We start from the raw sequence: 14,406 nt of genomic DNA on the forward strand, positions 1-14,406 counted from the left end.
GTTCATCATGGTGGAGGACAAGCCGGTCGGCAGAGACCGGCCGCCGAACCTGATTGGCGCGGTACGCCTGGAAGGCGATCTCGGTGCACTGCCCCGCCCGGATCGGACCAGCGACGCCATCGCCTCTTGGCTTGGACGGCTCAGCGGGAACTTCGCTTACAAGTCGCTCCGGTCGAAGGCTGCTTCGATCGTAAAGTCGGTCCTCCGCAATCGTCGCCTCTTCGTCATCGACCTCGGCTTCGCCGCCGTCGCGCTCGTACTTGCGGTCATTTTGCGGCTCGGACCCTACGAGGTTTTCGCGACACCGGAGCAAGCCAGGGCGCTCGCCTTCATGACCGTCGTCTTTGTCGCGATCTGCGCCGTCACCTTTCCCGTCTCTGGTCTCTACAAGCGCAACTGGAAATATGCATCGATCCTGGACTACATGATCCTGGCGCGGGCAAGCTTCATTGCCTCCCTGTTGCTGACGGCGTGCCTGTTCTTCTATTCGCGTCTCGCTTTCGTGCCGCGGTCGACCATCGCCATTGAAGTGATGACACTGGTGTCGTTTCTGGCCGCGACGCGGCTGAGTTTCCGTCAGCAGGACCTCAAGACGCTCTTGCCGACCTTTCGAAGCGCGACCGTCGTTCGCTCCGAGCCTTTGGTTCCCGTTCTACTGGTCGGAGCCGGCGATGAGGCGGATCTCTATCTGCGCGCGCTGCAGCGAGACCGCACCTCGACCTATCTTCCGGTCGGTTTCCTCGACAACGCGGTCACCCAGAACGGCACCATGCTGCGGGGCGTGCCGGTGCTCGGCACGATGGAGGATTTCGAGGTGGTGCTGGCGGATCTCGAATCCCGCAATCAGCGCCCGCGGCATCTGATCTTCACGGCCCCGCTCTCGTCGCTCGATGCGCCGGCGGCGGAAAAGCTGATCGAGCGCGCGGATCGCCGGGGCTTGGCCGTCTCGCGCCTCAATCCGGTGACGGAACTGCGCAATCCGCGTCTCACCAACGAGTTCGAGCTGCGGCCGATCGAACTGACGGATCTGCTGGAGCGCCCGCAAATCGCGCTCGATACCGCCGCCATGCAGCGGTTCATCTATGGACGCAGTGTCTTGGTGACCGGGGCTGGCGGGTCGATCGGCAGCGAGTTGACGCGCCAGGTCGCAGCGCTCGGGCCATCACGGCTCGTGGTGCTCGACAATTGCGAGTTCAACCTCTACTCGATCGATCTGGAGCTGGCCGAGCGTTTTCCGAACCTCGCGCGCTCCGCCCATCTCTGCGACGTACGCGATCCGGCGCGGGTGAATGAGCTGTTCAGCCGGTATCACCCCGAACTGGTCTTCCATGCCGCCGCCCTGAAGCATGTTCCCATGGTCGAGCTCAACCCTTGCGAGGGCGCGCTCACCAATGTCTGCGGAACGATGAACGTTGCCCAGGCGGCCAAGCGCTGGGGCGCACTCGGCATGGTCCAGGTGTCGACCGACAAGGTCGTGAACTCCACCAGCGTCATGGGCGCGACCAAGCGGTTGGCCGAGCTGTTCTGTCAGGCGCTCGATCTGGAGGGGATGCAGGACGCCACCTCGCCACGCTTCATGACGGTGCGCTTCGGCAATGTTCTGGGCTCGAGCGGGTCCCTGATTCCGTTGTTCAAGACCCAATTGGCCCGTGGCGGGCCGCTGACCGTCACGCATCCGGAAATGAAGCGCTTTTTCATGACGATCCGCGAGGCAGTTGAACTTACGCTGCAGGCCTCCGCCTACGGACTTGAGAAGAATCTGGGGCAGGGCGAGATCTTCGTGCTCGACATGGGCGAGCCGATCCGGATCGTCGACATCGCCCGGCGGATGATCCGTCTCGCCGGCTATACACCGGACCAGGATGTGAAGATCAAGATCGTCGGCTGCCGTCCGGGCGAGAAGCTGTTCGAGGAACTGTTTGACGAAACGGAACGGCGCGTGACGCCGCCTGTACCCGGCGTGCTCGGGGCGGTGCCGACGCCGGTACCTCTGCCGGTGCTCTATGGCGCCTTCGAGCGGCTGCACGATTTCGCCGAGCATGGCGACAGCGACGGATTGTTCGGCGTCATCCGTAGCATCCTGCCGAATTTCCATGCTGAGGATAAGCTGCCCGATATGGTGCCGGAGCCTGAGGTCGTGCCCGGGGAAGGGCTCGCCATACCGCCGGAGATCGCGGCGATGGCGGACGTCATGAACGCATCGCAAGCCGTGGTCCGGTGATTGGCTCACCTGAAACGCGCCGGCGCGCCGGCTTCGGTCGATCCCCTTCTTTCGCGTCCTGCGGCTCCCATGACTCATGGCGCGCGTCTGATCGTGAAAATCACGAAATCGGCGCTCTATGACTTTGGCTATATTCAGAAGGCCTGCGACCAGCTGCTAGATTGGATCGGTACTCCTCAGCGGTTGGGCCCATGCATTCGGATCGCGCCATGGTCGCGTTGGCGACCAAGACAGGACAGCATCGTTCATTCGGGCTTTCGACCGGGCCTGCTTCAGCGATCTACGTCATCAACACGTTGTCACGGGGCGGGGCGGAGCACGGGTTGGTGACCATTCTGGAGAATGGCTTCCTGCGCGATACAAACCTTTACGTTCTGGTGTTCGGGCGAGGTGATGGCGGCCTTCGGCAGCGCCTCATCGATCTTATCGGCGAAGAAAAGCTTGTTGAGGTGACGCCGGACGCCAGATTGAGCCTGATTGGAATGGTCCGCGGCGTCGTTGCCTTGGCGAAAATGATCCGTCGGATCCGGCCCCAGGTCGTCATCCTGTCCCTGAAGCAGGCCAATATCGTCGGCCGAGGCGTTTTGGTGTTCCATCGCAACGTGCGCTGTGTCGCCTTTGAGCACATCGCGCGGCTGGAGCGCCATCCGTCGGTCCATTTCTATCGGTTTCTGCTTCGCGCGCTGTCCTTTCGGGTCGACGAGGTGTGGGCGGATTGCCCGACCACGCTTGCGCGAACGCGCAGCCACTATCCGTGGCCGCGCCAGCGGCGCGAGGCGGTCATGCCGCTGTTCATCGCTTCGGCCGAGGCGGTGAAGGGCAGCTACCGGATCGTGGAGCCGATCCGGCTGGTGATGGCCGGCCGGCTCATCCGGCGCAAACGCTTCGACGTCGCGATCGATGCGCTGGCGCTCCTCAAGGCTCGCGGCATCGATGCCCGTTGCACGATTTTCGGCACCGGGCCGGAGGGACCAGCGATCCTCGCAAGGGCAGTGGCGGCTAAGGTCGCCGATCGGCTCTGCCTCGCCGGTTTCGTCGACAAATGGTGGCGCGAGGCGCTTCACCACGACATCTTCCTGCAGACGAGCGAGGAGGAGGGCTTCTGCCTCGTCGCCGCCGAGGCGATGATGGTCGGCCTGCCGATGATCACGACCGTGGTTGGCGGGCTGAACGATTACTCTACCGACGACGTCAATGCCGTCCATGTGCCGATCGGCAAGGCCGAGGCCCTGTCGGATGCGATTCGGGGACTGGCGAGCGACGAGGGGCGTCGCCGCCGGCTCGGCTCGGACGCGGCCGCCGGAATGGCAGAGATCTACTCCGCGGAAGCGGCGCGGCGGACCTACCGGGAGGTCGGTACCGGTCTTGCCGCCGCCGCGGTCTCGCCCCGATAGCCGATGCGTCGCCGCCGCGCTCAGCCTTTCGATAGCGCCCTGACCGGATCCTGCCGCGAAACGCAGCGGGGCGGCTGACAGCCGAAAACGACGACGATCCGGCTGACGCAGAAAGAGGCGAACACGATCGGTCAACGGATCAGATTGGGCGCGTTAACGTCGCCACCGCCCCTTTGTCCGTGACAGGATGACCGGTCGCAGGCGACCAGCGGCCAACCCGCTATGATTGGGATGGAATCAGGGATGCGCCGGTCATCGATCGCTCGGCCCATCATCAGGAGAGAGACGGCGTGATGGTCAAGATCTATGGTATCAAGAACTGCGACACCATGAAGAAGGCCCGGCAGTGGCTTGATAACAATGGTATTTCCTATGCGTTCCACGACTACAAGGCCGAAAGCGTTGATCGCGTCGATCTAGAGCGCTGGGTGGGAGAACTGGGTTGGGAGACGGTGTTGAATCGCGCCGGAACGACGTTTCGCAAGCTCGACGAGGCGGACAAGCAAGGCCTCGATGCGGCCAAGGCGATCGGGTTGATGCAGGCGCAGCCCTCGATGATCAAGCGGCCGATCCTCGACCTCGGCGACGGTCGCCTGCTGGCCGGCTTCAAGCCGGAACTCTACGCGGCCGTGCTGAAATAGGGACGGGTCGCCGCCATTGATGCCGGCGGCGCATGTCGATATAAGGATATCTTTATGTCCTGCTTGACGTGTCGACATTGAACGCCTAGGAGTTGTGCGTCGTGGTTCTCCGGCACGCTCGTTGCGGCGCCGGAGCTAAGAGGGAATCCGGTGCGTCGCCTTCGCGAGGGGGAGGTCATGCCGGAGCTGCCCCCGCAACTGTGAGCGGCGAGCCCGGGTCCAACCATGCCACTGAAGCCATCCGGCTTCGGGAAGGCCGGACCGGGGCGGCGACCCGCGAGCCAGGAGACCTGCCGCGACACCATAACGTCCCTGGGCGGGGTGTCCCGGTGGTGCGCTTGCGCTCGCCGGTTCCCGATCGGCGGGATTCGACGCACGCGTCCGCTCGGCCTTTGCCCCCAAACATTTGGGGTTGAGCCGATGTCTTCTCTCACGCTTCCTGTCAGTGCGCTCGGTACGCCGCGGATCGGTCCGCGCCGCGAGCTCAAATTTGCTCTCGAAAGCTATTGGTCCGGCCAGTCCAGCGCCGATGAGCTCGTCGCCAGCGCTGCCGCGCTGCGCGCCGCCAACTGGGCGCGCCAGCATGCGCTCGGCGTCACCAACATCCCGTCGAACGATTTCTCGCTCTACGATCATGTCCTCGATACCAGCGTCATGGTCGGCGCCATCCCGGCCGTCTATGGCTGGACCGGCGGCGAGGTGCCGCTTGATACTTATTTCGCCATGGCACGAGGGAGCCAGGGCGGCGCCGACGACGCCACCTGCGGCCATTCACATCATCATGCCGGGCAGGGCGTTCCCGCGCTCGAAATGACGAAATGGTTCGATACCAACTACCACTACATGGTGCCGGAGTTCACGAGCGGGCAGCGTTTCGCGCTCGCCTCCACCAAGCCGTTGGACGAATTCCTTGAGGCGAAGGCGCTCGGCTATCACACCCGACCGGTCCTGCTCGGCCCGGTCAGCTATCTGAAGCTCGGCAAAAGCCAGGATCCGTCGCTCGATCCGCTGTCGCTGCTCGGCGGGCTTCTGCCCGTCTATGTCGAGATCCTGCGCCGGCTCGCCGCCCATGGCGCCGACTGGGTGCAGATCGACGAGCCGTGCCTTGTCCTCGATCTTGACGAGCCGACCAGGCAGGCGCTGCGCGTCGCCTATGGCATGTTCGCCTATGCGCTGCCGAAGCTGAAGCTGATGCTGACCACCTATTTCGGCGCGCTCGGCGACAATCTCGACACGGCGGTCGAACTCCCTGTCGCCGGGCTGCACGTCGATCTCGTCCGGGCTCCCGAGCAGCTGGACGCCGTGCTGGCGAAGGCTCCAAGCGGTCTCGTGCTGTCGCTCGGCGTTGTTGACGGCCGCAATATCTGGCGCGCCAACCTCGCCACCTTGCTCGATCGGCTCGAGCCCGTGCTGGCGCGCCGCGGCGCCGATCATGTCCAGATCGCCGCCTCCTGTTCGCTGTTGCATGTGCCGATCGACCTGGCGCTCGAAACCGAGCTCGACCCGGAACTGACGAACTGGCTGGCCTTCGCGGTCCAGAAGATGGCGGAGCTGGCGACGCTGGGCCGTGCGCTGGCCGGTGGACGCGAGAGCGTGTCCGAAGCGATCGTCGACTCGGTCCTGGCCGCCAGCACGCGGGCGACATCGCCGAAGGTGCACGATCGCGCCGTCGCCGAACGCTCGGCCACAGTCACGGCCGGAATGACGCAACGGGCGAGCGCCTTCGCGGAGCGACATGCCCTGCAAGAGGCGGCGTTGAAGCTGCCGAGCTTCCCGACTACGACCATCGGGTCGTTTCCCCAGACGTCAGAAGTGCGCAAGGCGCGGGCGGCGCATGCCAAGGGAACCTTGGCTCCGCTCGACTATGAAGCCTTCCTGCGCCGCGAGACCGATGCGGCGATCCGCTGGCAGGAAGAGATCGGTCTCGACGTGCTGGTGCATGGTGAGTTCGAGCGTAACGACATGGTGCAGTATTTCGGCGAGCAGCTCTCTGGCTTCGCCTTCACCAAGTCTGGCTGGGTGCAGAGCTATGGGTCGCGCTATGTCCGGCCGCCGATCCTCTTCGGCGATGTGTCGCGGCCGAAGCCGATGACGGTCGACTGGTGGCGCTATGCGCAATCCTGCACGCAGAAGCCGATGAAGGGCATGCTCACCGGGCCGGTGACGATCCTGAATTGGTCGTTCGTGCGCGACGACGTTCCGCGCAGCGTCGCATGCCGCCAGATCGCGCTGGCGATCCGCGACGAGGTGCAGGATCTGGAGCAGGCCGGCGCACGGATGATCCAGATCGATGAGGCGGCACTGCGCGAGGGGCTGCCGCTCCGGCGCGGCGAGTGGAAGCACTATCTCGACTGGGCGGTCGAGAGCTTCCGGCTCTGCGGCTCCGGCGTCGGCGACGCGACCCAGATCCACACCCACATGTGCTATTCGGAGTTCAACGATATCATCGACGCGATCGCGGCGATGGACGCCGATGTCATCTCGATCGAGACCTCGCGCTCGAAGATGGAACTGCTCGACGCCTTTGTCAGCGATCGCTATCCAAACGATATCGGGCCGGGCGTCTATGACATTCATTCGCCGCGCGTGCCGGCGGTCGAGGAAATGACCGAGCTGCTCGACAAGGCGATCGTGCGCCTTTCCGCGAGCCAGATCTGGGTCAACCCGGATTGCGGCCTGAAGACCCGCCAATGGGACGAGGTGCGGCCGGCGCTCGTCAACATGGTCGCCGCCGCCCGGCAGCTGCGGACGCGGGTCAGCGAGGCGGCCGGGTAGCCACGCCTGGTTGGCGTTGCTGTGCCGGGGCGTACCTCCGGCACAGCAATCTGATCCGCCTGAAAATGATTTAAATCAATAGCTTGCGGGACTAAGCTCGCAAGGCCCTGAGCGCGTTGAGGATGACGGCGACGTCGATCGCCTCCTGCAAAAGAGCGCCCTGCAGGGGCGGCAGATAGCCCAATGCCGCCGCGATCATGGCGAGGATCGATAGGCCAAGCCCGACGACGACGCTCTGCAGGGCGATCTTCGCCGACCGATGCGCGATGCCGATGGCGTCGGCGAGGCGATCGATTCGGTCGACCAGCAGCACGACATCGGCGGTTTCCGACGAGGCGGCGGCGCCGCGCGCGCCCATCGCCACGCCGACATCGGCCGCCGCCAGTGCTGGCGCGTCGTTGACGCCGTCGCCGACCATCATCACCGGTCCGGCCGAGCGCGCTGCGATCACGACATCGACCTTGTCCTGCGGCGTGAGATCCGCCCTCAGCTCGTCGATGGCGAGCAGGCGCACGACCGGCTGCGCCACGGCGGCACGGTCGCCCGTCGCCAGCACGATGCGCGATATGCCGGCGGAGCGAAGCCGCTGGATCACCGTGGTGGCGTCGGCGCGCAGGGGATCCGACATGGCGACCACGCCGGCCAGGACACCGTCGATGACGATGTCGATGGTGGCGGCGCTGCCTGGAAATCCGGGTTTCCAGATCCGGGCGCCCGGCTTGAGCTGGCCGCGGGCAAAGGCCGAGCCGCCGACGGCGACCACATGGCCGTCTACCGTGCCGACAAGCCCCGCGCCGGCTGTTTCGTTGATGTCGGTTGGTGTCGAGAGCCTTAGCGAACGGGCCTGCGCCGCCTGGATCAGGGCATCGGCCATGACATGCGTCGAGGCCTGGTCGAGCGAGGCGGCGAGCCGCAGGATCTCGTCCGCCTGAAAGCCCGGCGCCGCCCAGATTTGGGAGAGTTCGGCATGCCCATGGGTCAGCGTGCCGGTCTTGTCGAGCACGGCGATCCGGGCGCGGCCGAGGGCTTCGAGCGCCCCGCCGCCCTTGATCAGGACGCCAAGCTTCGCGGCGCGTGAAATGCCGGCGATGATGGCGACCGGCACGGCGAGAATGAGAGGACAGGGCGTCGCCACCACCAGCACGGCCAGCGCGCGAATGGGGTCGCCGGTCCAGATCCACGCGCCGCCCGAGAGCAGCAGCGTCAGGGCGAGGAACCAGAGAGCATAGCGGTCGGCGAGGCGGACGGCCGGCGCCTTGGAGTTCTGGGCCGCCTCGACCAGCCGGACGATCGCCGCATAGGCGCTATCGGCCGCCGGGCGAAGGGCGACCAGGTCGAAGGACGCGCCGATTGCCGTCGTACCGCTCAGCGCCTCGTCATGCCGCGCGAGCGTGACGGGCAAGGCCTCGCCGGTCAGGGCCGAGGTGTCGATCATGGCGCTGTCGCTGGCAATGGTGCCGTCGACCGGAAGCACCTCGCCCTGGCGGATCAATAGCGTGTCGCCTTGAACGACGGTCTCGATCGGAACTTCCTCAAGGCCGCCGGAGCCGTGTCGCATAACCGTGCGCGCGACGCGGCCAAGCAGGGCCGTCATTTCGCGACGTGCGCGACCCTCGGCGTAGTTCTCCAGATATTGGCCGCCGGCATACATCAGCGCGACGACATTGCCGGCCAGCGACTCGCCGAAGGCGAGCGCCGCCGACATCGACAGGGCGGCGATGATATCCAGTCCGGCGTCGCCACGGCGCAGCGAGGTGACGATCTGGACGAGCAGGCTGAGCAGGACGGGAAGGGTGGCGAAACCCCAGACGAACTCCGCCGATCCCCTGCCGCCGACGAGATAGAGCAGCAGGCCGGCGACAAGTCCGCCCAGCGCCACGCCCAGAAGCGCGATGTTGCTGGACCAGATCGGGCTCCGTACTGGTCGAGTGTCGTGTTCGCGTTCCATCCGGATCCGATTTCTGGCGGGGCTTTGCGTGCCGCTGACAGGACCGATTCTGGCATATCGGTCGATTGCCGGCAGAGCAGCGCATTTTCGGATGGTTGTCGATGGTCCGGGCGGTAGCGTCTAGCCGTTCTCCCGTGCCGGCTCCTCCGCTTCCAGAACCTCCTTCAGGAGGACCGCCTGGTTGTGGGTTTGGTCCTTGGCGCCGTAGAGCAGCGTAGTGCGGCGTCCGGCGCATTCAGCGCGGAGCTTTGCCACCGCCTCGGCTTGACCGGCCAGTTCCTCGCGGTAGCGAGCGCGGAATTCCTCCCAAAGCCGTGGTTCGTGGTGAAACCACTGCCGAAGGGCGGTCGAGGGTCCCAGGTCCTTTGCCCAGAGATCGAGCTTCGCCGCCTCCTTGGTGACCCCGCGCGGCCAGAGGCGGTCGACGAGCACCCGGAAGCCGTCCGACGGCGAAGGGGGATCATAGATGCGCTTGAGCTGGATCATTGGGCTATCCTCAGCCCTTTCGCGGGGCTCGTCCAGTCAGCCTATCAACGCTCCGCCGCCCGGGCGACCGCGCCAGCCGGTTCGGCCTGCTGGGCCCGCTGGCCGAACCAGATGCTGGCCAGGACGAGGATCATGCCGACGACCTGCGCTGGGCTCAGCGTCTGGCCGAGCCACCACCAGCCGAGCATAACGGCGGTCAGCGGGCTGAGGAAGCCGAGCGGCGACACGGTCGCGGGCCCGAGCCGGGCGATGCCGCGGAACCACAGAATGTAGGTCAGCGCCGCCCCGATCAGGCCGAGATAGGCGAGGCCGACCCAGTTGGCGACGGTGAGATGCGGCAGAGCCGGCTCCAGCCAGAGCGCCACCGGCAGAAGCAGGAGGCCGCCGGCGGTCAGTTGCCAGGCCGTGAAGGTCAGCGGCGACACCGGCGGCTGCCAGCGGCGGGTCAGCACCGTTCCGAACGCCATCGACAAGGCGCCGGCGAGGCCTGCCAGGATGCCGATCGGATCGAGGGTCGCCTGTGGGGTGAGGATTAGCAGCGCGACGCCGCCAATGCCGACAATCGCGGCGGCGATGGCGGCCGGGCGAACCGTCGATCCGAGCAGCAAATGGGCCAGCAGGATGACGATCAGCGGCTGGATCGCGCCGACAGTGGCGGCGACGCCGCCCGGCAGCCGATAGGCGGAAACGAACAGCATCGCCCAGAAGATCGAGAAATTGAGGGCGCCGAGGACCAGCACGCGAGGCCACCAGTGTCCTTTTGGCAGGGTGCGGACAACGAGCAGCAGCAGCAATCCGGCCGGGAGCGCCCGCAGCACGGCGACGGTCAGCGGATAGCCGGGCGGCAGGAGTTCCGTCGTCACCAGATAGGTGCTGCCCCAGATGGCCGGGGCGATCGCCGTTAGCAGAAGGTCGAGATTGCGCTGCATGGGAGTGTCTCGCGATATATCTTGACGTCAAGATAGTCCGAAACATCTTGACGTCAAGATACCCCTATGGGCGAATGCGGCATGGATCACGTGGATGAAATTCTGCTGCAATGGCGGCGCGAGCGGCCCGATCTCGATGTCGGGCCAATGGGGCTGATCGGTCGGCTCGGCCGTATCGTGCACTATCTGACACGCGAGATGGAAAAGACGTTCGCCACGTTCGGCCTGACTGGGGCGAGCTTTGATGTGCTGGCGACGCTGCGCCGCTCCGGCTCGCCCTACAGCCTGTCGCCGGGCGACCTGCTCGCGACGATGATGATCACGTCGGGCACGCTGACCAATCGGATCGACCAGCTGGAAAAAGCCGGTCTCGTCACCCGCGCCCAGAGCTCCGCGGATCGCCGGGTTGTTATCATCTCGTTAACCCCGACGGGCCTCGCCACCGTCGAGGCGGCCGTCACCGCGCATGTCGAGACCCAGAAGCGCCTGGTCTCGGTGCTCTCGGACCAGGAGCGTGCGCTCCTGGACGTCCAGCTCCGCGCTTTCCTCGCCGGTATCGCGGCGCGGGCGTCAGATTGACGGCGTGTGCCGCGCCTCGTGGTCGAGCAGCCAGCGCTTGCGGTCCGTGCCGCCGCTATAGCCGGTGAGTGCCCCGTCGGCGCCCACCAGGCGATGGCAGGGGACGACGACGCAGATCGGATTGGCGCCGTTGGCATGGCCGACGGCGCGGGGCGATCGCGGCCGGCCGAGCTGGTCCGACAGCCGGCCATAGGCGAGCGGGCTGCCGGGCGGGATGGCGCGCAGCGCCTGCCAGACGTCCTGCTGGAACGGAGTGCCGCCCGATTTCACGGCGATCCCGTCGATGGCGGCGATCGACCCTGCGAAATAGTCCCGCAGCGCGCCTGAGATCGCTGTTGGCACCGCCCCGCCGGCGAGCACATAGCCGCCATCCCCCAGCCGGCGGTCGAGCAGGCGGCTGAGCCTCGCCTCGCAACCGACGAAATCCGCTGCCCGCAAAAATCCGTCCGCGTCGGCCGTCAGCAGCATGTCGCCGATGGGCGTCGGGATCGTCTCCAGCGTCAGCGAAACCGGCATCGGTCAGCTCGCATCGTGAAAGAGGATGCCGAGCGTGTGGCGGCTGCCGGAACGTACGCGGCTGACGCCATGGCGCAGGTTGACGCGGTAGCTGCCCTTCGCGCCCTGGACCGGCCGATTGTGCACGGCGAAGGCGACGGCGTCGCCCTGGCGAAGCGGCACCACCTCGGCCCGGCTTTGCATGCGCGGCCGCTGCTCGGTCAGCACGAACTCGCCGCCGGTAAAGTCCGCCTCCGGCTCCGACAGCAGGATCGCCACCTGCAGCGGGAAGGCGAGGTCGCCGTAGAGGTCCTGGTGCAGGCAATTGAAATCGCCCGGCCCGTAGCGCAGCAGCAAGGGCGTCGGCCGCGCCTGACCGGCAGCGTGGCAGAGCGCGAGATAGTCGGCGTGTCGCTCCGGATAGCGGGCTTCCTCGCCCATCCGCGCGTTCCAATCATTCGCGACGCTGGCGAGGCGCGGATAGAGCGCTTGGCGCAATTCGGCGACGAGATCGGGTAGCGGATAGCGGAAATAGCGATATTCGCCCTTGCCGAAGCCGTGCCGCGCCATGTGGATGTGGCTGCGGAAATGCGCCTCCTCGTCATAGAGCGCGGCGATCGCCTCGCATTCCGCCGCCGTCAGCAGCCCTTTCAGCACCGCATTGCCATAGCCGTCGAGATCAGCATCGAGCCGGGGCCAATCCAGGCCTGCCACGCGCGCCGAAATGGCGCCGGCCTCGCCGATCGGGCGGGAGCCGGCCTTCGCGGGAAGCGCCGCGTTCATGCCTGCGCTTCCTTCTCGAGCAGCGCGCGCTTGCGCTCGACGCCCCAGCGATAACCGGAAAGCGCGCCGTCATTCTTGATGACGCGATGACAGGGGATGGCGACCGCGATGGCATTCGCAGCACAGGCTCCGGCTACCGCGCGCACCGCCTTGGGGGAGCCGATGCGTCGGGCGATGTCGGCATAGCTCACCGTCTCGCCGGCCGGGATCTCGCGCAGCGCCTGCCAGACGCGCTGCTGGAACGCCGTGCCGCGCACATCGAGCGGCAGGTCGAGCCCCAGCCCCGGCGCCTCGACGAAGCCGACCACCCGCGCCACGAGCCGTTCGAATTCGGCGTCGCCGCCGATCAGGTTGGCGTTCGGAAACCGATCCTGCAGCTCGCGCGACAGTTCTTCCGGGTCGTCGCCCAGCGTGATGGCGCAGATGCCCTTGGCGCTACGGGCGACGAGGATGGCGCCGAGCGAGCATTGCCCGATCGCGAACCGGATCTCGGTATCCGCGCCGCCGGCCCGAAACGCGGTCGGCGTCATGCCGAGCACGGCGTTGGAGGTCGCATAGAAGCGGCCGCTCGAATTGAAACCGGCGTCATAGATCGCCTCGGTGACGCTGCCGTCGCGTCGCGACAGCTCGCTTCTGGCGCGTGCTGCCCGATGCGCTGCCGCATAGGCCTTTGGCGTCAGCCCGGTCACTGCCTTGAAAACCCGGTGGAAATGATAGGGGCTCATGCCGACTACGGCGGCGAGGCTTTCAAGTGACGGCGCTTCCTCGGCATCTTCGATGGTCCGGCAAGCTTTTGCCGCCGTCGAAGCATGCTGTTCTGCGAGCGACGCGGCGTTTGGCGTGCAGCGGCGGCAGGCGCGGAACCCGGCTTTCTCCGCGTCCTCGCAGCTTGCGAAGAAGGAGACGTTCTGCGGCTTGGCCTGGCGGGCCGGGCAGGAGGGCCGGCAATAGACGCCGGTGGTGTGCACCGAATAGACGAAGGTGCCGTCCCGGGCGCGGTCACGCGCCACGACGGCCCGCCAGCGCGGATCGAGTTCGACGGCGCGCGCCGCATCCGCCGCGGGGCGGCTGGTCTTGGTCTCGATCCCAGCCTCGGGGGCATTCTGCGCCGGGGCAGGGGTCTTCTGTTGCAGGGCGTGGGCCATGGGCTTCATCCTTCGCATGGATCATGCCTTCCAGGTAGGCCCTGCCGGAGCCGCCCGCACTCCGGCGCTTGCTTTTGAATTTGCGTGGCCGCTCCGTTCGACAGCGGCTCCGGCCGTGGCCGACGCCGAGCGGCCAGAGCTCAACGGTCCAGCCAGGCGGCCAGGCCGTCCATCGTCTGCAGTCCATATTCCACCGCGCCGAAGCCGATGACCACCTGACGCCGCTCGCGACTGGGGTGGAGCTGGCGCATGGTCAGCACCGTCTTGCCGTCGGTCTGTTCATCGAACGTCACAATCACGCGGAAACGGTCGGGATCGTCGGGGTCGGGCGTGCCATAGTCCATCATGATCCGCTCGTTCGGCACGATCTCCAGAAAGCGCATGAGGTTCGGGAAACGCTGCTCGCGGCCCTCGAACATCCCCACCATGTCGAACCGCCAGACCCCGCCCTCGCGGATATCGGCCTCATAGTTCTCGATGCTGAGGCCGGCCGGGCCGTACCATTGGGCCAGCGCCTCGGGGTCCATCCAGGCGGCAAAGACCTTTTCGCGCGGGTGGTTCAGCAGCTTCACCAGCACGATTTCGCGATCATGAGACCAGGTTTCCAGCGGGTTTGTCATAGGCTTCATCGTCCTTCCTCCTCCTTCTTGTCCAGGTAGGCTTCCAGCCGATCGAACCGCGCGGCCCAGCGCCGGCGCTCGGCTTCCATCCAGTCCGCCGCCTCGTCGAAGCGTGCGGGTACCAGCCGGCACCAGCGGCTGCGACCGCGTTTTTCGCTGACGATCAATCCGCAATCCTCCAGCACCTTGAGATGCTGGGCGAAGGAGGGCAGCGCCATGTCGAAAGGCTCGGCCAGGGTGCTGACCGGCACTTCGCCCTCGGCCAGTCGCGACACCACCGCGCGGCGGGTCGGGTCGCTGAGAGCGTGGAAGGCGAGGTCGAGAGGTGTTGAATGGTAAGGCATTTGCCTTAGTAACAGAGGGCAGCGCCGCGAGTCAAGGAAACTAAGG

General features: G+C 66.2%; 13 protein-coding genes and 1 riboswitch. Of the genes, 5 read left to right on the forward strand and 8 right to left on the reverse strand.

Going from position 1 to position 14,406, the window contains the following annotated elements; translation table 11 throughout:
* Positions 1 to 7 precede the first annotated feature (7 nt).
* From G342_RS0121805 to metE, 4 genes are all read left to right on the forward strand, one after another.
* Positions 8 to 2,221 (forward strand): polysaccharide biosynthesis protein, encoded by a 2,214-nt coding sequence (locus tag G342_RS0121805; RefSeq protein WP_018185299.1) that lies wholly within the window; start codon positions 8 to 10, stop codon positions 2,219 to 2,221.
* A 209-nt stretch (positions 2,222 to 2,430) separates the two neighbouring features.
* On the forward strand, positions 2,431 to 3,615 hold the full coding sequence (locus tag G342_RS25520; RefSeq protein WP_198010853.1) for a glycosyltransferase: 1,185 nt from the start codon (positions 2,431 to 2,433) through the stop codon (positions 3,613 to 3,615).
* A 290-nt stretch (positions 3,616 to 3,905) separates the two neighbouring features.
* A complete protein-coding gene (locus G342_RS0121815) occupies positions 3,906 to 4,256 on the forward strand; it encodes an ArsC family reductase (protein WP_026304691.1) in 351 nt (116 codons plus the stop codon).
* Positions 4,257 to 4,341: 85 nt separating this feature from the next.
* Positions 4,342 to 4,568, forward strand: a riboswitch (cobalamin riboswitch).
* A 108-nt stretch (positions 4,569 to 4,676) separates the two neighbouring features.
* The gene (metE, locus tag G342_RS0121820) at positions 4,677 to 7,031 is read left to right on the forward strand and encodes a 5-methyltetrahydropteroyltriglutamate--homocysteine S-methyltransferase (protein WP_018185302.1); all 2,355 of its coding nucleotides are present in this window, start codon (positions 4,677 to 4,679) and stop codon (positions 7,029 to 7,031) included.
* 91 nt (positions 7,032 to 7,122) lie between these two features.
* Here metE and G342_RS0121825 read toward each other — a convergent pair whose 3' ends face one another.
* From G342_RS0121825 to G342_RS0121835, 3 genes are all read right to left on the reverse strand, one after another.
* Positions 7,123 to 8,979, reverse strand: coding sequence for a heavy metal translocating P-type ATPase (locus G342_RS0121825; protein WP_051094423.1), 1,857 nt, complete (start codon positions 8,977 to 8,979; stop codon positions 7,123 to 7,125).
* Positions 8,980 to 9,099: 120 nt separating this feature from the next.
* Entirely contained in the window at positions 9,100 to 9,465 is a 366-nt protein-coding gene (locus G342_RS0121830) for a DUF488 domain-containing protein (RefSeq protein WP_018185304.1), read from the reverse strand.
* Between the two features lie 44 nt (positions 9,466 to 9,509).
* The gene (locus G342_RS0121835; RefSeq protein WP_018185305.1) at positions 9,510 to 10,394 is read right to left on the reverse strand and encodes an EamA family transporter; all 885 of its coding nucleotides are present in this window, start codon (positions 10,392 to 10,394) and stop codon (positions 9,510 to 9,512) included.
* Positions 10,395 to 10,475: 81 nt separating this feature from the next.
* Here G342_RS0121835 and G342_RS0121840 point away from each other — a divergent pair, with 81 nt between their 5' ends.
* Positions 10,476 to 10,973, forward strand: a complete 498-nt coding sequence (locus tag G342_RS0121840) for a MarR family winged helix-turn-helix transcriptional regulator (protein ID WP_026304693.1) — start codon at positions 10,476 to 10,478, stop codon at positions 10,971 to 10,973.
* Here the strand turns inward: G342_RS0121840 and G342_RS0121845 are convergent.
* The 5 genes from G342_RS0121845 to G342_RS0121865 form a co-directional block, all read right to left on the reverse strand.
* Positions 10,965 to 11,489, reverse strand: coding sequence for a methylated-DNA--[protein]-cysteine S-methyltransferase (locus tag G342_RS0121845; RefSeq protein WP_018185307.1), 525 nt, complete (start codon positions 11,487 to 11,489; stop codon positions 10,965 to 10,967). The two genes, G342_RS0121840 and G342_RS0121845, sit on opposite strands and share 9 nt — an antisense overlap.
* Before the next feature lie 3 nt (positions 11,490 to 11,492).
* Positions 11,493 to 12,251: a 2OG-Fe(II) oxygenase gene (locus G342_RS0121850; protein ID WP_018185308.1), complete on the reverse strand. Its 759-nt coding sequence runs from the start codon at positions 12,249 to 12,251 to the stop codon at positions 11,493 to 11,495.
* On the reverse strand, positions 12,248 to 13,396 hold the full coding sequence (gene ada, locus G342_RS0121855; RefSeq protein ID WP_018185309.1) for a bifunctional DNA-binding transcriptional regulator/O6-methylguanine-DNA methyltransferase Ada: 1,149 nt from the start codon (positions 13,394 to 13,396) through the stop codon (positions 12,248 to 12,250). Before ada ends, G342_RS0121850 begins: the two co-directional genes overlap by 4 nt.
* A 140-nt stretch (positions 13,397 to 13,536) precedes the next feature.
* Positions 13,537 to 14,025, reverse strand: a complete 489-nt coding sequence (locus tag G342_RS0121860; protein ID WP_018185310.1) for an SRPBCC family protein — start codon at positions 14,023 to 14,025, stop codon at positions 13,537 to 13,539.
* The gene (locus G342_RS0121865; RefSeq protein ID WP_026304696.1) at positions 14,022 to 14,360 is read right to left on the reverse strand and encodes an ArsR/SmtB family transcription factor; all 339 of its coding nucleotides are present in this window, start codon (positions 14,358 to 14,360) and stop codon (positions 14,022 to 14,024) included. The genes G342_RS0121860 and G342_RS0121865 overlap by 4 nt, the downstream gene beginning before the upstream one ends.
* Positions 14,361 to 14,406 lie beyond the last annotated feature (46 nt).

This window comes from Kaistia granuli DSM 23481 (genome assembly GCF_000380505.1).
Lineage (GTDB): Bacteria > Pseudomonadota > Alphaproteobacteria > Rhizobiales > Kaistiaceae > Kaistia > Kaistia granuli.